This is a genomic window from Nonomuraea sp. MTCD27, assembly GCF_041950495.1.
Classification (GTDB): domain Bacteria; phylum Actinomycetota; class Actinomycetes; order Streptosporangiales; family Streptosporangiaceae; genus Nonomuraea.
This window is the reverse complement of the sequence record NZ_JBGNUW010000005.1, coordinates 89,172-108,681: the sequence shown is the minus strand read 5'-3', so window position 1 is coordinate 108,681 and position 19,510 is coordinate 89,172. Positions and strand designations below refer to the sequence as shown.

General features: G+C 71.0%; 15 protein-coding genes. 7 read left to right on the top strand and 8 right to left on the bottom strand.

The annotated features are described in order from the left end of the window. Positions 1-328 precede the first annotated feature (328 nt). From ACBJ59_RS16245 to ACBJ59_RS16230, 4 genes are all read left to right on the top strand, one after another. Complete coding sequence (locus ACBJ59_RS16245) at positions 329-2,893, top strand: LuxR C-terminal-related transcriptional regulator (RefSeq protein WP_375111053.1); 2,565 nt, start codon at positions 329-331, stop codon at positions 2,891-2,893. A 319-nt stretch (positions 2,894-3,212) separates the two neighbouring features. Beyond that, positions 3,213-4,145 (top strand): zinc-binding dehydrogenase, encoded by a 933-nt coding sequence (locus ACBJ59_RS16240; protein ID WP_375111052.1) that lies wholly within the window; start codon positions 3,213-3,215, stop codon positions 4,143-4,145. Between the two features lie 255 nt (positions 4,146-4,400). Continuing rightward, positions 4,401-6,797 carry a DUF4132 domain-containing protein gene (locus ACBJ59_RS16235; RefSeq protein ID WP_375111051.1) on the top strand — a complete coding sequence of 799 codons (2,397 nt, stop codon included), beginning with the start codon at positions 4,401-4,403 and terminating at the stop codon, positions 6,795-6,797. A 298-nt stretch (positions 6,798-7,095) separates the two neighbouring features. Next, on the top strand, positions 7,096-9,138 hold the full coding sequence (locus ACBJ59_RS16230; protein ID WP_375111050.1) for a SpoIIE family protein phosphatase: 2,043 nt from the start codon (positions 7,096-7,098) through the stop codon (positions 9,136-9,138). 37 nt (positions 9,139-9,175) lie between these two features. Here ACBJ59_RS16230 and corA read toward each other — a convergent pair whose 3' ends face one another. Beyond that, positions 9,176-10,330, bottom strand: coding sequence for a magnesium/cobalt transporter CorA (corA, locus tag ACBJ59_RS16225; protein WP_375111514.1), 1,155 nt, complete (start codon positions 10,328-10,330; stop codon positions 9,176-9,178). A 354-nt stretch (positions 10,331-10,684) separates the two neighbouring features. Here corA and ACBJ59_RS16220 point away from each other — a divergent pair, with 354 nt between their 5' ends. Further along, positions 10,685-11,659 (top strand): VWA domain-containing protein, encoded by a 975-nt coding sequence (locus ACBJ59_RS16220; protein WP_375111049.1) that lies wholly within the window; start codon positions 10,685-10,687, stop codon positions 11,657-11,659. A gap of 133 nt (positions 11,660-11,792) precedes the next feature. Here the strand turns inward: ACBJ59_RS16220 and ACBJ59_RS16215 are convergent, their stop codons facing one another. The 5 genes from ACBJ59_RS16215 to ACBJ59_RS16195 all read right to left on the bottom strand — a co-directional run bounded on the left by ACBJ59_RS16215 (position 11,793) and on the right by ACBJ59_RS16195 (position 16,568). Continuing rightward, positions 11,793-12,794 (bottom strand): magnesium and cobalt transport protein CorA, encoded by a 1,002-nt coding sequence (locus ACBJ59_RS16215; RefSeq protein WP_375111048.1) that lies wholly within the window; start codon positions 12,792-12,794, stop codon positions 11,793-11,795. A gap of 73 nt (positions 12,795-12,867) precedes the next feature. Continuing rightward, positions 12,868-14,121 carry an MFS transporter gene (locus ACBJ59_RS16210; RefSeq protein ID WP_375111047.1) on the bottom strand — a complete coding sequence of 418 codons (1,254 nt, stop codon included), beginning with the start codon at positions 14,119-14,121 and terminating at the stop codon, positions 12,868-12,870. Next, complete coding sequence (locus ACBJ59_RS16205) at positions 14,118-14,246, bottom strand: hypothetical protein (RefSeq protein ID WP_375111046.1); 129 nt, start codon at positions 14,244-14,246, stop codon at positions 14,118-14,120. Before ACBJ59_RS16205 ends, ACBJ59_RS16210 begins: the two co-directional genes overlap by 4 nt. Before the next feature lie 376 nt (positions 14,247-14,622). Next, positions 14,623-15,321, bottom strand: a complete 699-nt coding sequence (locus tag ACBJ59_RS16200) for a response regulator (protein WP_375111045.1) — start codon at positions 15,319-15,321, stop codon at positions 14,623-14,625. Then, positions 15,318-16,568: a sensor histidine kinase gene (locus ACBJ59_RS16195; RefSeq protein WP_375111044.1), complete on the bottom strand. Its 1,251-nt coding sequence runs from the start codon at positions 16,566-16,568 to the stop codon at positions 15,318-15,320. The genes ACBJ59_RS16200 and ACBJ59_RS16195 overlap by 4 nt, the downstream gene beginning before the upstream one ends. A 274-nt stretch (positions 16,569-16,842) precedes the next feature. Between ACBJ59_RS16195 and ACBJ59_RS16190 the strand changes: the two genes are divergently transcribed. After that, positions 16,843-17,244 (top strand): DUF6223 family protein, encoded by a 402-nt coding sequence (locus ACBJ59_RS16190; protein ID WP_375111043.1) that lies wholly within the window; start codon positions 16,843-16,845, stop codon positions 17,242-17,244. A 111-nt stretch (positions 17,245-17,355) separates the two neighbouring features. Continuing rightward, positions 17,356-17,769 carry a DUF6223 family protein gene (locus tag ACBJ59_RS16185; protein ID WP_375111042.1) on the top strand — a complete coding sequence of 138 codons (414 nt, stop codon included), beginning with the start codon at positions 17,356-17,358 and terminating at the stop codon, positions 17,767-17,769. Positions 17,770-17,982: 213 nt separating this feature from the next. On the opposite strand, the gene ACBJ59_RS16180 is transcribed toward ACBJ59_RS16185, so the two are convergent. Continuing rightward, complete coding sequence (locus ACBJ59_RS16180) at positions 17,983-18,483, bottom strand: hypothetical protein (protein ID WP_375111041.1); 501 nt, start codon at positions 18,481-18,483, stop codon at positions 17,983-17,985. Positions 18,484-18,591: 108 nt separating this feature from the next. Continuing rightward, the gene (locus tag ACBJ59_RS16175) at positions 18,592-19,479 is read right to left on the bottom strand and encodes an alpha/beta hydrolase (protein ID WP_375111040.1); all 888 of its coding nucleotides are present in this window, start codon (positions 19,477-19,479) and stop codon (positions 18,592-18,594) included. Positions 19,480-19,510: the final 31 nt, after the last annotated feature.

Here is a 19,510-nt window from a genome sequence, read left to right as displayed (position 1 = left end):
CGCGGGCCAGGTCGTGCCGCAGCACGATCCAGTGGCCATCCCACCGCCCATGAGGACCTCCGCTCGGGTGGCCGTGACCGGACGCCGGCTCATGACGACCGGTCGGCGTACGTTCAGGACGACGGTTGCGGCCGGACCGGTGATCGGGTTCGGGGCGGGACGTCGCGTCGCGATCTTGAAAGTGCGCAACAGAAGAGGTGAGGGAACATCACCTCATCCGGGTGATTAGATCTGGGCTATGCGACCTGACGACGGGGTCCCCCGCGTTCGCCTGGGTGGATTCGTGCCGCGACCGGTCTTGTTCGGACGGCTGGCAGCCGCAGGTCGGGTGACCGTGATAGCGGCGCCGGCCGGTAGCGGGAAGACGGTCCTGGTCCAGTCGTGGATCGATGAAGCGAGCATCGACGAGCGGGTCGCCTGGGTGGCGGTCGGACACGACGAAGGTGACCCGCAGCGGTTCTGGCTGTCGGTGCTCGACGCGCTGCGTGGGACGGTTCCGGGGTCGGCGCTGGTGCGGGCACTGACGGCGGCACCCGATCTGGACGGCTGGGGAATCGTGGAGCGGCTGCTGACCGACCTGGCGCCCTTGGCGGACCGGACCTGGCTCGTGATCGATGACGTGCACGAGCTGGGCTCGGCAGAGGTGCGCCGGCAACTTGAGCTGCTGGTGATGCGGGCACCGTCCGCGTTGCGGTTCGTTCTCCTCACCCGGCAGAACGTGCGGCTGGGATTGCATCGCCTGCGGCTGGACGGCGAACTGACCGAGATCAGGACGGCCGATCTGCGCTTCACGCTGGAGGAGGCGCGGGAGCTGTTGGACGGCGCCGGGGTGCGGCTGCCCGAGCCCGCGCTGACGCTGCTGCTGGAGCGCACCGAGGGCTGGGTGGCGGGGCTGCGCCTGGCGGCGTTGTCACTGGCCGGACATCAGGCTCCGGAGCGGTTCGTGGCCGAGTTCTCCGGGAGCGAGCGGACGGTGGCCGAGTACCTGCTGGCCGAGGTGCTGGAGCGGCAGAGCGGCCAGGTGCGGGAGCTGCTGCTGCGGACGTCCGTCCTGGAGCAGGTGAACGGCGAGCTCGCCGACCTGCTCACCGGTGGCAGCGGCGGGGAGCGCATCCTGCAGGACCTGGAGCAGGCGAACGCGTTCGTGGTCTGCCTGGACGCGACACGGTCGTGGTTCCGCTACCACCGGCTGTTCACCGACCTGCTGCGGCTGGAGTTGCGCCGCACCGCGCCGGGTGAACTCACCGCACTGCATCGGACGGCCGCCGGATGGCTCGCCGCGCACGGGCACCCGGTTGGCGCGATCCGGCACAGCCAGGCCGCCCACGACTGGAACCTGGCCGCCCGGCAGCTCGCCGACCACTGGCCCGTCCTGTGCCTCGACGGTCAGGCCGCCACCACTCGCGACCTGCTCAAGGGATTCCCCGACGATGTGGTGGCGACCGACGGCGAACTCGCGGCCCTGTTCGCCGCGGAGGAACTCGCGCACGGATCGGTGGAGGCCGCGCAGCGACATCTCGGCCTGGCGGAGCGGAACTTCCCGGCCGTGCCCGCCGAACGGCGCGAACACGCGCGTCTCGTGCTCGGGATCGTCCGGCTGATGCTGGCCCGCCGGCGCGCGGACCTGCCGGCGGCGGCCGAGCAGGCACGAAACCTGCAGGAGATGGCCGCGGCGCGCAACGAGATGCGGCCCGGGCTCGGCGAGGAGCTGCGCGCGCTCGCGTTGATCAGCTTGGACAGCACCGAGTACTGGATGGCCGAATTCGCGCAGGCACGACGGGACCTTGAACTGAGCCGCGCGCTGGCCCGGCGAATCCGGCGACCGTACCTGGAGTTCAGCAGCCTCGCCTACCAGGCGGCCAACGAGTTCTTCCTCTCCTTCGAGCAGGCGGCCGACCACGGAATGCAGGCGGTGGACCTGGCCCGGCGGCACGGCTGGACCGAGGAGCCGGCCGCTGGGGTGGCATACATGACGCTCGGGGCGGTACGGGTCTGGCAAGGACGGCTGGACGAGTCGGAAGCCTGGGTCCAGCGCGCCGAACGCACCCTCGTGGCCAACGCCCAGCCCCTGGCCGGGATAGGGATCTGCCTGGTCCGCGCGATGCTGGAGATGGCACGCGGCCGGCACGTCGAGGCACTGGCCGCTTTCCACGCGGCCGAGCCGCTGTCCGAACTGCTGGCCGCGCCAAATCCGATGGGCATGGCGATGCACGCGTTCCGGCTTCAGGTTCTCGTGCGTTCCGGCGAGACCAGGCGCGCCGCCCAGGCCCTCGCCGACCTGGACCAGCACGATCGCGACCGCGGGGAGATGCGGATAGCGCTGGCGATGCTGCGGCTCACCCAGGCCGACCCACGGGCCGCGACCGACGCCCTGGCGCCGGTCCTGGACGGTTCCGCATCGGTGCCCTGGCCGGACTGGCTGGAACAGGCGTTCCTGCTGGAGGCGATCGCCAGGGACGCGCTCGGCGACCCCGGCGCCGCCGAGCGCGCCCTCGAACGCGCTCTCGATCTGGCCGAACCGGGCGGCGTGTTGATCTGGTTCTTGCTGCAGCCGACGCAGCACCTGCTCAGCAGGCACAGCGCACACCGCACCCGGCACGCCTCCCTCATCGCCGAGATCCAGAGCCTGCTCGCCGGAAGGAGCCCCGCTCCCGGGCGGACCGCGCCTCCGCCGCCGCTCGAGCCGCTCAGCGACAGCGAGATCCGTGTGCTGCGGTACCTGCCGACCAATCTGTCGGCACCGGAGATCGCCGACGAACTGTCCCTCTCGCCGAACACCGTCAAGACCCACACGCGCAACCTCTACCGCAAGCTCGGCATCAACCGCCGGGCCGAGGCGGTCACCCGTGCCCGCGCCCTTGGCCTGCTCGCACCGCTCGCTCGCCGCCGCTGACCCGGGCAGTTCCTTACGGAGCCGGACGTTCGACTCGACCGTCTCTCGGGGGTGTGGCGCACGCCGGTTGGGGTGAGGGAAGCCGCAGGTCGCCGAGCTGTCGGCGGGAGGTGATGCCGAGCTCGTCGAAGATGTTGCGCGGGCGCACGGTGTCGATCGTGCGCGCGCTCAGGACCTTGGAGGTCGCCGCGGTGGCCACCAGCCGCGCGGTGCGCAGCTCGGGCTGATCACCCTGATGAGGTGACGTCCCCTCACCCTGTCACCCGCCAGGTTGAAGCAGGAGAACCGAGACGGTGGTTGAAGAGCGGGGAGACGCAACATGTTCGCGGTAGTGAACACCGATGACGGAATCCGCACCGTCGAGGTCGATGAACCTGGTGGAGCGGGGGTACGGCTGTCGGTCGCCGCCGCCGGGATCTGCGGCACCGACGTCATGTTCGCCAACCTCGGCGTCACCAGCTTCGTCTACGGCCATGAATTCGCCGGAGTGGATGACACCGGCAACGCCTATTTCGTCGAACCGACCATTTACGGCGGGGAATGCGCGGAATGCCGTGCCGGTAATCCACAGCGGTGCACCGAGGCCGGCCACGGGAACCTCGGGATGTACCGGGACGGCGGCCTTGCCGAGGCGGTCGTGGTGCCGGAATACACCTTGCTGGCCCTGCCCCCGCAGCTGGACGTGAAGGACGCGTGCCTGATCGAACCCGGCGCCGTCGCCTGGCACGCGTTGCGCCGCGCGCAGGCGCAACCAGGAGAGCGCATTCTCGTGGTCGGCGGGGGGTCGATCGGGCTCCTGACAGGTGCGGCAGCCCAGTATCAAGGATTGGACGCCGATGTGGACACCCGGCACAACCATCAGCTGACCGCCGCCGAGCGACTTGGATTAGGGCGGCCGGAGGGGACCTACGACGTGGTGATCGATGCGGCCGGCAGCGAGTCGAGCCTGGCTCGGTCCGCGGACGCGGCACGTCCGGGAGGCCGGATCGTCGCATTGGGCGTGTACCGGACGACGCTGCCGATCCCGGGGACCCAGAGCCTGGTCAAGGAGCTGACCTACGTCAACAGCATCGCCTACGGCAGGCACGAGGGGGTCCGCGAAGTCGAGGAAGTGGCGTCGATGCTGGCCAAGAAGCCCGATATCGCGCGGACGATCATCACGCATCGGTTCCCGATCCAGGAGGCTCGGGAAGCGTTCCGCGTCGCGGCCGACCGCGGCGCCGGCGCGATCAAGGTGGTCGTCGAGCCCTGATCACCGGGTCAGGTGTCCGGGAACGGAAAAAATCTTGGTCGGCTCCGCGAGTGAGGCTGATTGTCGGTGCCCGTTGATACCTATGGCCTGTCACGTTGACCGACCGACGACGATGGAGCCCCCCCATGGCCACGGCCATCTTCAGAGACGAGAGCGCTGCCGGCAGGTGCTCAGTCCAGATCCCGCCTCCCGCTCGGCCCGGCGCGAGCCCGGCGCGCGAGCTCGTCCGCCTCGTGCCGAGGGCCGGAGGCTGACATGGGCGTCCTCGACAACTTTCCCCGGTCCCAGAGCCACCTGCTCAACTACCGCCTCGAGGGGCTGCCGCGTGCGCTGTTCGCCCGCTACGACGCGGGCGGGCGGCCCGGCACCGACGAGGCCGGGCGCAGGGCGTTCGGCCTATGGGCGCAACTGCGGCTCAGCCTGGGCGACAAGGGCGGCCACGAGCACCCCGAGGAGGTGCTCCGGCTGGTGCGCGAGGTGGCCGGCGGCGACATCCCCTGGACGTTCGAGGACACGCGCTCTCTGTGGGAGATCGCCGACGCGCTGTCGAGTTCCGGTCACACCGGGCACGCCGAGGTGTACCGGATTCCGCTGGCCGCCATCGCGACGCTCGGACACCCCGAGCGCCGTCAGATCCTTGGTGACGCGCCGCCGTGGCACCCGGCCCACCGCAGCCCCGGCCGGGCCGCGTTACGCAAGGACCTGGAGCGGGTCCTGACCGAGCCCCCGGAGCACGGGCCGGCCGGGGTCGTGCGCAGCCTGGTCTGGGACGGCGACCCCATCGCCCGCGCCATGGCAGGGAAATACGCCGCCCGGCTGGCTCACCCCGCCGTGCTGCCCCTGCTGAAACACTGGCGCAAGGCCAAGGCCAACAGGCCGAGCGAGCCCTGGCTCGCCAAGGTCCGCATGCTGCTCACCGACGACGGCGTGGCGGTGCTGCGCGAGATCCTCTCCCGCTTGGCCACCCACCGCGAGAGCCGCGAGCCCGGCGGCAGGGTCTTCCTCGCCTGCCACACCGCTCTCCCGCTGCGCGGCATGCTGTGGACCTGCGAGGTGATCGACGCGCCCTGGGTGTCCACGCTGCTCGGCGACGTCGCCATCAACTGCGGCATCGGGCGCAACGGCACCGGCGGCGCCGCCGTCTGCCGCAACGAGCGACTGGCCAACGCCGCACTGAACGTGCTGGCCGAGCGGGGCGGCCTCGACACGGTCGGCGTGCTCGCGCGCGTGCGAGCCAAGCTGCGCCGACCGGCCCTGCTGGCGAAGGCGGCCGATGCCCTCGACGCGGTGGCCGTGCAAGAGGGGCTGAGCCACGAACAGCTCGTCGACCGGACGGTCCCGGCCTTCGGGCTCGGCCCCGACGGGGTCCGGGAGGAGCAGGCCGGCGACTGCGTCGTCCGGCTCGACGTCGACGGGCCGGTGCTGCGGTTCGTCAACGCGTCCGGGCGCGTCGTCAAGACGGCGCCCCAGTCCATCCGCAAGGATCCCGTGCTCGCCGATCTCAAGGCCACGCTGAAAGACCTCAAACGTACGCAGGCCGCCGAGCGGCTGCGCCTGGAGCAGATGCTCATCGTCGAACGGGAGCTGCCCTGGCAGGAGGCCGAGCGATACTTCTTCGACCATCCCGTCACCGGCCCCTACACCCGCGCCCTCATCTGGCGGCTCCCCGACGGGTTCGCCGGGCTGCCGGTCAGGAGCGGCGGCGGCTGGGCACTGGCCGGCGCGAGCGGCAGATCCGTGCGTCCGGGCGCCGACACGCCCGTCCGGTTGTGGCACCCTGTCCAGGAGAGCGCCGAGGGGGTGCGCGGCTGGCGCGACCACCTGCTGGAGCGGGGGATCAGGCAGCCGTTCAAGCAGGCGTTCCGCGAGGTCTACCTGCTCACCCCGGCCGAGGAGCGCACCCGCACCCACTCCGACCGGTTCAAGGGTCACTTCGTGCGCTACGGGCAGGCCAAGGCCCTGCTGGAACAGCGCGGCTGGAGCGGGCTGTCGATCGGTCACTGGGACTACGAGTGCGGCGGCGACGTAGGGGCGGCCGTCAAGACGCTCGCCGGCTGGCAGGCGAGCTGGGGCATGCAGGTCGCCTCCGACCCCCAACAGGACGCCTGGGGCACGGCCTCCTGCGCCGCCACCGACGCGATCCGGTTCCGCCGCGCGGATCTGCCCGGCGACGCGCCGCTCACCGAAGTGCCGCCGCTGGTGTTGTCGGAGCTGCTGCGCGACGCCGACCTCGCCGTGGGGGTCGGGTCCCTGGGGCTCGACCAGCAGGCGGCGGTCGGGTACGACGGCTACTGGCATTCGTACGGGTTCGGCGAACTGAGCGAGACCGCTCGCACGCGGCGTGACGCGCTGGCCCGGCTGCTGCCCCGGCTGAAGATCGCCGACCGGGCGGAGCTGACCGACCGGTTCCTGCGCGTGCGCGGGAAACTGCGTACCTATCGGATTCATCTGGGGTCGGGCAACATCCTGATGGAGCCGAACGACGCCTACCTGTGCATCGTCCCCGGCCGCGACCGCTCCGCCGCATCGGTGTTCCTGCCGTTCGAGGAGGACGGCGGGATGCTGTCGGTCATCCTGTCGAAGGCGTTCCTGCTGGCGGACGACACCAGGATCAGCGATCCCAGCATCACCCGCCAGCTCGTGACCACCTAGGCCCGCTGCCTTCGAGGGTGGAGGCGCGGTCCCGGTCGCGCGACCACTTCGGCCCGAAGCCCTCCGTCGTGTTCGGCGTAGTGGTGCGGGAAGCGGCATGTGAACACGCGTGGAGTACGCCGCCGAGCCGGTCTCGTCGGCGTACGTTCAGGTCGGTGATTCGCTCGGGATCCGTGATCGGGCCGGGAGGGGGCGCCCTGGCCACCTCGAAGACAGCGCGCTGAAGGCGAGGTCGAGTTCGTGCTCTGCCATCCATGGGTAGGGCTGAGGGTGCTTGTGACCGTCGGGGGAGGTCACGATGGATGTCGTAGATCGCGGAAGCAGCGGGCTGTCGTTCGAGATGCTGGATCCCGCGCCGGTGGGGGTGGCGGTGACCCGGGGTTCGGGGCACCGGCTGATCTACAGCAATGCCGTGTACCAGTCGCTGGTCAGCGATCCCGGGGGCGGGGTGTCCGTCGAGGAGGCCTTCTCCGAATCCGTGCTGCCGCACTACCTTCCGCTCTTCGACCAGGTGTACGCCACCGGCGAGCCGGTCATCAGCACGGCCGAGCCGGCGGTGCCGATACGCGGCCGCCGGGACCTGGGGGAGCGGTTCTTCACCTTCAGCCTGTCGCTGGTCGTCTTCGGGCCCGGCGACCACGGGGTGCTCGTGGTGGTGATGGACGTGACCGAGCAGACCACCGCCGCGCACCGGCTGACGGCCAACGCCGAGGAGCGCCACCGCATCCTGCGGCGCTACGAGAGCCTGATGCGCGTCAGCGCGGACATCTTCTGGGTGACCAGCAGGGAAGGCTACGTGTCCGAGCCGAGCCCCAGCTGGGAGCGGGTGACCGGGCAGCCGTGGGAGAGTTACCGCGGGCAGGGCTGGCTGCGGGCGGTCCACCCTGATGATCGACCGGCCACCGTGGAGTCCTGGTCACGGGCGGTCGCCGAGACCACCGAGATGTGGGAGCACGTCTACCGGCTGCGCACCGTCGACGGCGGTTACCGGCACTTCCAGCTCCGCGCGGTGCCGATCTGCGTGGACGGCCAGGTGGTGGAGTGGGTGGGCACGTCCACCGACGTCGAGCAGCAGTGGCAGGAGCAGCGGCGCCAGCGCCTGCTCGACCGTGCCGCCGCCGTCACGACGCAGTTGCACAGCCTGGAGGAGATGCTCGGCGCGCTGGCCGACGTCATCGTGCCGGAACTGGGCGACGGTTGCGGTGTCTATCTGGTCACCGACCTGACCGACGAGCGCCATGGCGGCGCTCCGTTCGTCATCGAGCGGCTGGCCACCGCCGCGCGCCCCGGCCTGAAGCGGCTGCCGCCCTACAGCGAGGAGCAGCTTCCCGCCGGCAACGCCTTCGTCAAGGCCGTACGGCGGCGGCGGCCCCTGCTGAAGCGGTTCCCCGCCGGCTCGCCGCCACCGGCGCTCGTCCCCACGGGCACGCTGCCGTGGCTGACGACGAACGACGCCAACAGCGCGCTGGTCCTGCCGGTCGTGGTCGACGGTGCGGTGCCCGCCGTGGTCTGCGTGGTGACGTGCGGCGACCGCCCGCCGATCAGCCAAGCCGACATCAGCCTGCTGAACCGCATGTTCGACCACGCCCATGACGCCCTGAGCAGGGCCATCCGCTTCCAGCGCGCACAGCAGATCGCGCTCGCCCTGCAGTACAGCCTGCTCGCCGAGCCACCACGCCTGCCCGGTCTGCAGATCGTGGCCCGCTACCGGGCGAGCCCGGCGGCGGCGGAGGTGGGCGGCGACTGGTACGACTCCTTCGTCCTGCCCGACGGTGTCCCGGTCCTGGTGATCGGCGATGTGGCCGGCCACGATCTGAGCGCCGCCGTCGCGATGAGCCAGCTGCGGAACATGCTGCGCGCGCTGGCGATGGATCGTTGCGAACCGCCGGGGGAGATCCTCACCCGGCTCAACATCGCGATGGAGTCGCTGGCGGACGACGTCACCGCCACGTGCGTGTACGCCCGCGTGGAGGAGTCCGACGGCGGTTACCGGCTGTGGTACGCGGCGGCCGGTCATCCGCCGCCGCTGCTGGTCACCGCCGAAGGCCGGGGACGTTTCCTGGAGGGCGCCGTCAGCCCGTTGCTGGGCCTCCCCCATCAGGGGGCGCGCGTCTCGCAGGTGGAGCCGTTGCCGCCGGGCAGCACGCTCCTGCTGTACACCGACGGCCTCGTCGAGCGGCCGGGCGAGCATCTCGACCGTGGCCTCGAACGGCTGCGCAGCCTGGCGGAGTCGGTCGCCGACGAGCCGGCGGACAGGTTCTGCGACACAGTGGTCAGCGGGCTCCCGACCAGCGGGCTGGACGACATCGCGGTGATAGCGCTCCGCCTGCCGAGACCGTGAGGATCTCCTCGGAGGACATGCTGCCTGGGAGGTGCGGTCAGAGCCAGTCCCGGCGCTTGAAGATCAGGTACAGGCCCAGGCAGGTCAGGGCCATCAGGCCGAGAGCGAAGGGGTAGCCGTAGGGCCAGCGGAGTTCGGGCATGCCGGGGGCTTCGAAGTTCATGCCGTAGACGGTGCCGATGAGGGTGGGGGCGAACAGGATCGCCGCCCAGGAGGAGATCTTCTTGATCTCCTCGTTCTGGGCGAGGCTGGCCTCCGTCATGTGCTTGATCTCCTCGTTCTGCGCCTGGGAGACGAGGGTGGCGTTGACGGTGAGGATGTCGGCGAGCATCTGGCGAAAGCCGTCCACGCGCTCGGCCACGGTGGTCGCATGGTCGGCGACGTCGCGCAGGTAACGCTGGAGCTCCTCCTCGGTGCCGTACTTGTCGAAGCCCGCGGTCAGGCTGTTCAGGATGACCAGCAGGGGACGGGTGGCGCGCTGGAACTCGATCACTTCACGGGACAGTTCGTAGATGCGCCTGGACACGCCGGGGTCGCCGCCGAAAACCTGGGTCTCGATCTCGTCGATGTCGTTCTGCAGCCCGGCGATGACGGGGGCGTAGCCGTCGACGACGTGGTCGAGCACGGCGTACAGGACGGCTTCGGAGCCGCGGGCCAGAAGCTCCGGGTCGGCTTCCATGCGTTCGCGTACCGGATGCAGCGGGGGCGCGTTGCCGTGCCGGACGGTGAGCACGAAGTCGGGGCCGACGAACAGGTGGATCTCGCCGAACTCGACCTGTTCGGCGTCGTCGTCGTAGCGGGCGGCGCGGAGCACGACGAACAGGGTGTCGCCGTAGCGTTCCAGTTTGGGACGTTGGTGGGCCACGATGGCGTCCTCGATGGCCAGCTCGTGCAGCCCGAACTCCTCGCCGAGCGCGGCGAGGTGTGCCTCGTCGGGCTGGTAGAGACCGATCCAGCCCATGCCGCCGGACTGCTCGCTCAGGCGCGCGCGGACTTCGGTGGGGGTGGACGGGCTGTCCAGGCGCTTGCCGTGCCGGTAGAGAGCGGCATCCACGACCTGGCCGTCGGCCGACCGTACGGGGCGGTGGCCACGCGGGTCCATCGACTGCTCGGGGGAGGGCTCCCGCTCCTTGGCCGTTGCTGATTCGGTTCGCCGGACCGGGCGCAGGACGCGCGAACGCCAATCGGACATCATCATGGGGGACCTCCGGAGACACCTCAAGGGTCACCAGCACGGCGGCACAGCCGAACGAGCCGCAGAGCGGCGCTGGTCAGAAAGGGATGAGACGCTCAGCGAGCCGGACTGGGAGGTTGACTGCTCATGCAGCCTCACCTCCTCGCCCTTGGCCGCCGGTCCCGGCGGTATCCGGAAGAACCTGCTCAAGATACCGCACACTCCTTCGTACCGGCAGACATGTCTCATGCGGCGCATGTGTCCGCCGGCCGGGGGTAGACCTGCGGATGTCCGCATGTGACGGGCGCGCCGAGGAGAAGTCAGGCCGCGGGCGCCGCTCCGGGGCGCCGGTGCTGTCCGCGGGGAGGCAGGATGAGCTTTCAGGCCGCCGGATGGTTGTGGTTGTTCGTGGTCCTGGCCGCCGCCGTGGCCGGATACTTCGTCGTGCAGCTCCTTCGGCCGCGTTACGCCGCGCGCTACACGAACCTGAGATTGCTGGACCTGGTGGCACCGAACCGGGCGACCTGGTCGCGGCACGTCGCCGCGGGGCTGTTCGCGCTGGTGATGGGGCTGCTCGTCGTGGCCGCCGCGCGCCCGACCGCCACGGTTCTCGTGCCCCGGGACCGGGCCACCATCGTGGTGGCGATCGACGTGTCGCTGTCCATGGTGGCGACCGACATCCCGCCGTCCCGGTTGCAGGCGGCCAAGTCCTCGGCGAAGACGTTCATCACCAGCCTGCCTGAGCGCTTCAACGTGGCCCTGGTGTCCTTCGCCCGATCGGCGGCCGTGGTGGTCTCGCCCACGGTGAACCACGAGGCGGTGGCTCAGGCCATCGAGACGCTCCAGCCCGCGTCGGGCACCGCCATCGGCGAGGCGGTCTTCTCCAGTTTGGACGCCATCCGTTCCTTCGACCAGCAGGCGGCCAGCGACCCGCCGCCGGCGGCCATCGTGCTGCTGTCGGACGGCGACAACACCGCGGGCCGGACGGTGCCGGAGGCCGCCCAGGACGCCGCCCGGAGCAAGGTGCCGGTCTCCACCATCGCCTTCGGCACCCCGAACGGCACCGTGGAGATCGACGGCCGCCAACTGCCGGTCCCGCCGAACACCGAAACGCTGCGCACCCTGGCCGAGGGCACCGCCGGGCGGACCTACGACGCTCAGACGGCCGACTCGCTGGACGAGGTGTACCGCAGCATCGGCAGTTCGCTCGGCACCATGGCCAGAACGCAGGAAGTCGGGTCCGTGGTGCTGCGCTGGGCGCTCGTGCCGGCGTTCGCGCTGGCCGGCCTGTCGTTGCTGGCCCCGATCAAGCCGGCCTGGTCACGCCGCCCTGCCCGCGGTGGCTGACAGCGGGTGCGGACTCACGGGCCGGAGCCGTGGGGATCGAGCAGGATGATGACGGTCAACAGGACGATCCAGGCGACGACCGCGGCAAGAACAAGTCTGCTCGGGGAGGGTCTGCGGGGGAGATTGGGCGTTCTCATAGCCATCCGCTCTTTCGCAGCAGCCGGTGGACGATGAGCACGGCGATGACCATGACGGTGAGACTTAAGGGGTAGCCGAGCAGCCAGTGCAGTTCGGGCATGTAGTCGAAGTTCATGCCGTAGATGCCGGCGATCATGGTGGGGACGGCGATGAGGGCGGCCCATGACGAGATCTTGCGCATGTCGGCGTTCTGCTGCATGGCCACCGTGCTCTGCTCACGGCCGACCAGGGCCAGGTGGGCGCTCAAGGCGCTGGTGAGCAGCTCGTTGTGCTCGTCGACCTGGGCGTCCACGCGGAGCAGGTGGTCCAGGACATCGCGGAACTGGTCGCGGGTGCCGGCGCACAATGCCACCCGGCCTTTGACGATCTCCTCCAGGACCGGTACGAGCGGGTCCTGGGCGGCCCGGAACTCCAGGACCTCGCGCTTGAGGGAGTAGATGTCGGCGGTGACATCGGTGTTCTCGCCGCTGAAGACGCGGCGTTCGAGCGCGATGAGATCGTGCTCGACCTCGTGGGAGACCTGGGAGTAGGTGTCGACGACCTGGTCGCAGACCGCGTACAGCACCCCGGCCGGACCGGCCGCCAGCAGGTCGGGATCGGATTCGACGCGCCTGCGCACCCCGCTCAGCGGGTTGGCCTGCCCGTGGCGGACGCTGATGAAGAAGTCGTCGCCCAGGAACATGTTGATCTCGCCGACCTCGATGTCGGAGGTCTCTTCCACGTACATCAGGGGCTTGAGCACCACGAACAGGGTGTCGTCGTAGCGTTCGAGCTTGGGCCGCTGATGGGCATGGATGGCGTCCTCCACCGCCAGCGGATGCAGCTTCACCTCGCTGGTGATCAGATCGAACTCCTCCTGCGTGGGTTCGTGCAGGCCGATCCACAGGAAGCAGTCGCCCCTGGCCCGAGCCGCGTTGAAGGCATCGCTGATGTCGCCGCTGATGGTCTCACGCACGCCGTTGCAGTAGATCGCCTTGTTCACAATCACACCGGGCATTCTCGCGTATCCGAACAACCCTCCCATCTGCCTCGCGCAATGTGGCCACCGTCCCGGCCCATCAGCCTCGGCGTCACCGGGATTCGGCCGGCTGCTGGTGCTCCTGGGAACCGGATGAGCCGCTGTCGCTCTTGACCGCCTGCCCCACGCCCCGGGCGTCGGCCCCCTGCCCGGGGAGCGAGCGGGTGCAGGCCGCCGCGGCACAACCGGTCAACGCCAGAACGACCAGCGCCGCCGTCGCCCCGCTCGGCCCCCGGTCGAACGACCAGCCCACGGCAATGCCGCCGGCGAACGCGAACAGACCCGAGAGGAACGTCTGCACGCCCAGGTAAGCCCCGAAACGCGCCGGCGGAGCGAGCCGGGCGATCGTCTGGAACACCGCCGGTTGCAGCAGGCCGTCGGCGAGCCCGTGCAACACGGCCACCACCACCAGGCCCGTCAACCCGCCGCCCGCGCCGGCCGCCAGCAGCAGATGGCCGCCCGCGGCCAACAACAGCCCCACGCGCAGCACGCGGGGCCGGTCGGCGCGGCCGGGCACCGCGTACCACGGCTGGACCGCCGCCGACACCATGGCGAGCACGCAGGAGAACACGGTCACCGGCCCCGCGTCCACGCCGCCGAGCGGCACCACCACCGATGACTGGTCCGTCAGCAGCACCGCGGGCGTCGACACGGCCGCGAACCAGAGGAAGACCCGATCCCGCAGGACCGTTCGCACCCCGGAGACGACCCCGCTCCCGACCCGGACGCGCGGGACGTGCCGCACCAGTGAGAACAGGAACGCCGCGCCGGCCCACAGCGCCGCCGCCGTCAGCGCCACCAGCCAGTAGCCGACGCTCAGCAGCGCCAGCCCAAGGACCGGGCCGAGCACCGCCGCGACCTGCAACGTCATGGCGTACGCCGCGTATCCGCGCGCCCTTCGCCGTTCGGCGAGCCCGGCCAGCAGCGACTGCGCCGCCGGATGGAACAGCGCCCCGCCCGTGCCCAGCAACACCGCCGCGACGACCAGCCAGGGCAGGGAGGACACGGTGCCCAGCAGCGCGAACCCGGCCGCGCGCAGCAGGCACGCCACCATTCCGATCCGCACCGGGCCGAGCACGTCCACCAGCGCGCCGACCGGCAGGGAGAGCGTGTGCTGCACGAGATTGCGCAGCGCCAGCACCAGGCCGATCAGCCCGGCGGCCAACCCCAGGTCGACTCTGAGGTGTATGACGACGTGCGTCATCGCCGCGAAGTAGCCCAGCGAGATGGCCGCCTGGATGGCGACGACCACGGCGACCGTGCGACGGTCGCCGTGGTCGGAGGGGTCCTTGTGGGAAACGCTCACGCCGTGGGCGGGACGTTCAGCCGGTGCAGCGGTTCACGCGCGAGCGTGGCGCGCTCGACCCACCCGGCCCGCCAGCCCGTGCCGGGGCCGAGGGCGTTCTGCCGGCCTGACTTGGCGTACAGCACGTACCCGTCCTTCTTCTCCTGCTCGATCAGGTCGCGGGACGGCGCGCTGGTGCGCGCGCGAGGCGGGCGGGCGCAGGGTGGCCGGCCGCTCCATGAACCCGGCCTGTTCCACCGCTGAGCTCCTCAGCGGGCCGTCCAGCCAGAACCGGTCCACCACCGTCCCGGTCCGCCGGCTGCCGTAGCCTACCCGGTGCTGCGCCGCGACCGCGGGGCACCCCCGGCGCCCAGTTCGACCCCGGCTGGGGCGCCGCCGACCTCGTGCGCGCCACGCCGGCCCCGTTCCGGCAGCGGCCCTGAGCTCGGCTCAGAAGCCGGCCCGCTGGTAGTCGCTGATGAGCCCACCAGCCGTCGGTGGGGGCTCGAAGCGGCCCCTGCCTTACGTCGCAGGGCTGACCAGTCCGGTTCGGTACGCGATGACGACCAGTTGCGCACGGTCGCGCGCACCCAGTTTCGTCATCGCGCGGCTGACATGGGTGCGCGCGGTGGCCGGGCTGAGAAACAACTCGGCACCGATCTCGTGGTTGCTCAGGCCCTGTCCCACCAGGGCCAGCACTTCGCGCTCGCGCTCGGTCAGCACCGCGAGCCGCTCGTCCGCGTCCCGGGCGGCTGTTCGGCGCGCGGTGAACTGGCCGATGAGGCGTCGGGTGATCCGCGGCGCGAGCAGCGCGTCTCCGGCGGCGATCACCCGGATGGCCTGCAGGAGCTCGGCCGGCCCGGCGTCCTTGAGCAGGAAGCCGCTGGCACCGGCCTGCAAGGCGTCGAAGACGTACTCGTCGGTGTCGTAGGTGGTGAGGATGAGGACTCGGACCTGCTCCAGCCCGCGCGTCCCGGCGATCTGGGCGGTGGCTTGGATCCCGTCCAGCTTGGGCATGCGGATGTCCATGAGGACGACGTCGGGGCGGGTGGCGCGGGCCCGCTCGACGGCTTCGGCGCCGTTGGTGGCTTCTCCCACCACCGTGATGTCGTCCTCGAGGTCGAGCAGGACCTTGAACCCGGAACGTACGAGACGCTCATCGTCCGCGACCAGCACCTTGATCGGCGCGTTGGTCAGCGGTGACGCGACCGCCGCGTTCACAGGCGCACCCCGGTCGGCGCGAGGGGCAGTCGTGCCTTGACCTCGAACCCGCCACCCGCGAGCGGCCCGGCGTCGAGCTCTCCGCCCAGCAGTTGACAGCGCTCGCGCATTCCGAGGATGCCGCGACCGGGCTTGGCCGAGCCGCCGGCGCCGGCCGGATGCGGGGCCGGTGGGCGCGGGACCGCGGGGCCATGAACTGGGGCGGCACGGCGGCCCTCATCGGTCACGCGGATCTCCAAGGCCTCGAGTCCGGGGTTGAGCGCGACCGTCACCCGAGTCGGGCCGACGTGGCGGACCACGTTGGTGATCGATTCCTGAACAATCCGGTACGCGGCACTTCCCACCGCGCTCGGCAGCGGGGTCGGGGGCGGCGTCTCCTCTAGCTGGATGTCGAGTCCCGCCTCGCGTGCCTTGGCGGCCAGTTCGTCGATCTGCCCCAGCCCGGGGTACGGCACGCGCCCGCCGTCACCGTCGTCGTCACGGAGCACCCCGAGGATGGCCCGCATCTCCTGCAGCGCCCGGGAACTGGTCTGCTCGATGGCCCGCAGCGCCTCGCGTGCCACCTCGGGCCGCTTGTCGAGCACGTGCGCGGTGACGCCGGACTGGACGTTGATGATCGCTATGGCGTGCGCGACGGTGTCGTGGACCTCGCGCGCGATCCGGAGCCGTTCGGCGTCCACCCGCGCCCGCGCCTCCTCCTCGCGGGTCCGTTCGGCCAGCGCGGCGCGCTCCTGCGCTTCGGCCGCGATGACCTGCCGGGACCGCACCGACTCGCCGAGGGCCGCGCTCATGACCGACGCGCCGATCCGGAAGAACACCCAGCCGATGGCGGCGCGTGGCTCGATGTCGGCCGCGGCGACCAGCCAGGCGATGGCGAGCATCGTGGTGCCCACGCCCGCGATCACCAGCGACCGGCGCCCGTCACCGTAGGCGGCGACGGCGTACAGGGCGACGAAGAGCCCGAGCCAACCGGGCCCGTCCGGGAAGTCGAGGCCGTAGTACACCAGGCTGGTGAGCGCGGTGACGACGAACACCGGAACCGGCCACCGGCGGCGGGCGACAACGACCACGCCACTCACGACCAGCAGGACATATCCCAGGTTCCCGAGGTCGGTAAGGGGACGCTGCACCACCTCGCCGGCATTGCGGACTATCGTGCCCTGAACCTGCATCACGGTGATGAAGAGCGCGAGCAACAGGTCCTGCGCCGGCGCGGGCAGGCGCAACGACACCACGCGGTGTTCCATGCCGCGATCCTACGGTTGCCGCCCGCGAGAACACTCCGCCCAGACGCGCGGCCGCCTACGACGACGGGCGTACCGAGGCACGAACCGTGTACGCGGAGCTGCGTAGACGCTGCCGTCCGCTGCCGGAGGCCGTGGCCGCCTCGACGGCGCGACGATCGATTCGTGAAACCCCTCCCAGGCGCTCGCGCTCGTCACCGGCACCTCGGCCGGCATCGGCCGAGTCACCGCGCTGCACACGCTGCCGACGCCCGTCATGCGACCGAAAGGAAGCTCAATGTCCGTCCTGTATGTGATTGCCGCACAGGCGGCCTCGCCCGTGTGTACGTCGGCGGCGGAATGCGCGGGCCAGGGTGTCGACACGTTCCTCGGAACCCCTGAGCGGATCTGGGCCAGCGTGGCCGCACTGGTGGCGCTGGGCGGCGTGGCCATCGGCTGGCTGGCGCTGCGCTCAGTCCGTCGTGTCGGCGACGGCGGGCGGAGGGCAGCCGTCGTGGCCCTGGTGGTGGCGCTGACCGGCGGGCTCAACGGCGCGGTGAAACTGGCTGTCGCCGACGGCGGTCTCGGCACCGGCAACGGAGTCTTCGGGGCAGCCTTGGCCCTGATGCTCGGGCTGGTCGGTGCGGTTCTCGGCGGGCTGGCTCTGGCTCGCTCCCGGCGCACCGAGCCGAGCGGCTGACCGCAGCGAATCCAAGCGCGCGATCGAGGCCCCGATGACCGTACCCCTCGATCCTCTCGTGATCTTGTACGTGTGTGCGTACAGGCAGACAGCTCTACAGAAGGGATCCCCATGTCCGTCCGTAACCTGCTGACCACCGCCGCGGCCGCCCTCGCAGGAATCGTGGGGCTCGCCACACCGGCAGCCGCGCACGTTGTGGCCCAGCCTGTCGGTGCCTACGCCTTGACCGCCGGGCGTCTGTGGTCCGCGGTGGCCGCGCTGCTGGGGCTGGCCGGCGTCGTCATCGGCGGCCTGGCTCTGGCCCGCTCCGCCGGCCGTATCGGCAACGGGGGGAGGAGGGGAGCCGTCGTGGCCCTGGCGGCGGGGCTGGCCTGCACGGTCATCGGCGGGCTGGTCGTGGCCGCCGCCGAGGGCGGTCCCGGCGCCGGCTACGGAATCGTCGGGGGCTACGTGGACCTGGTGGTCGGGCCGATCGCCATGGTCGCCGGTGGGCTGGCTCTGGCCCGCTCCCGCCGCACCGCCTGACGCCAGGGGCCGGCCTGCGCTTGCTCACCCTTCCGCGGGGAACCGGGCGTTCAGCTCGGCGAGGTCGCGCAGGTCGACGGTGACGATCCGGTGCCTTCGGGCCTGGAGCGGTGCGAGGGTGTCCCGCGCTTCGAGCGCCCGCCCAACCCATGCAGGCGCAGTACGGCGGAGCCGGCGCCGCCGTGGTCGCGGGCCGCGGGCGGGATGACGTGGTCAGCGAGGGTGATGTCCTGAGGGGGCACGCTGCTCCTTCGGTTGGTTGAGCCGGGCGCGTACGGACTCGGTGGTCACCCCGCCGTCGGGATGGCGTACGAGCTTGGCGCGCTTGACGAGGTCGTGAACCCCCTGGCGGGTGATGCCGAGCATGGCCGCGGCCGTGGCGTACGACACGGCGACCGCCCCCGGGTGGCCCACGCGGCGGGCGACGGCCTGCCCGAAGGCCGAACGCCACCACGCCTCCGGCGGGTCGAACGGCCCGTCGCCGGGGAAGGCCGCCGCGATCAGGCGCGCCGACGTACGGACCGCGAGGGCGTCGTCCGGGCCGAGCAGCTGTGCCGCCCACACCTCGGCCTCGGTGCGCAGCCGTTCCCGTATCGGCCGGACCTGGTCATCCGACTCGAGAAGGATCTCCAGCGGGTCGACGACCCGGGTTTCGACCAGCCGGAGGAGTTCGCCGGCGAGTTCGACGTGTGCTGCCGTACTTGCGTGGTTCACTTGACGGACGATAGCAAGTACTTGTCATTTTGCATCAAGCGCTCGATGCGGGTTCCGAGACGCTTACTTTCGGCGGCCATGATCCTTTTCGCTCACTGGCGTCCTCCGTCACACGGTCGCGGAAGTCTGGCGGTAGAAGGCGATCTGGTCGGCGACCACACGATCCCGGAAGCTGGGGTCGGTGTAGAAGGTGAAGTGGCTGCCGGGGTAGACACGCAGCTCGCCGCGCGGCGCGCGGTCGGCCAGCACCCGGGTGGTCTCCAGCGGCGTCTCCCGGTCCTCGGCCGCGACGCAGACCAGCAGCGGGCAGGCCAGGCGGGCCGCGGCCTCGGCGGGCCGGTAGCGCATCATCTGCAGCAGCCCTCTGGGCGCGACGCTGTTGCGCCACAACGTCGTCTGCCCGCCGGTCAGGGTCTGGATGTGCTGGTCGGCCTCGGGAGTCGCGGTGACGGCGAGCTCTCCCGGCCGTCCCACCATGGGGATGTAGTACGGCCGCAGGCCCAGCTTGCCGCGTAGCGCGTCCCAGACGATCGCCCCCAGCAGCCGCAGCGTCTCACCGGTCGAGCGTCCCTCCACCTTCTTCGGGAATCCGTTGAACGGGATCTGCGCCACCACGACGGCGATCCGGGGATCGCTCGCGGCCACGGTGATGGCGTGCGCGCCGCCCAGCGAGTTGCCCCACAGCAGCACCCTGCCGGGGTCGACCCGCTCGTGCCGCCGGGCGAAGGCCACGGCGGCGCGGACATCGACGAGCTGGCCGTCGATGTCGGGGACCTGGCGGGGCTCGCCGTCGCTCTCGCCGAAGCTTCGGTAGTCGAAGACCAGTGCCGCGAAGCCCTCGGCGGCGAAGCGCTCGGCGTAGTCGAAGAGCCGGTCCATCGTCCCGCTGAAGCCGTGGCAGAGCACCACGCACGGCACCCGTCCGGACCCGGCGGGCAGGTAGAGGTAGCCGGCGCAGCGGACGCCGTCAGCGGTGAAGGACACCTTGGTTCGCATACAGATCATCCCTGCGGCAATAGACTGACTG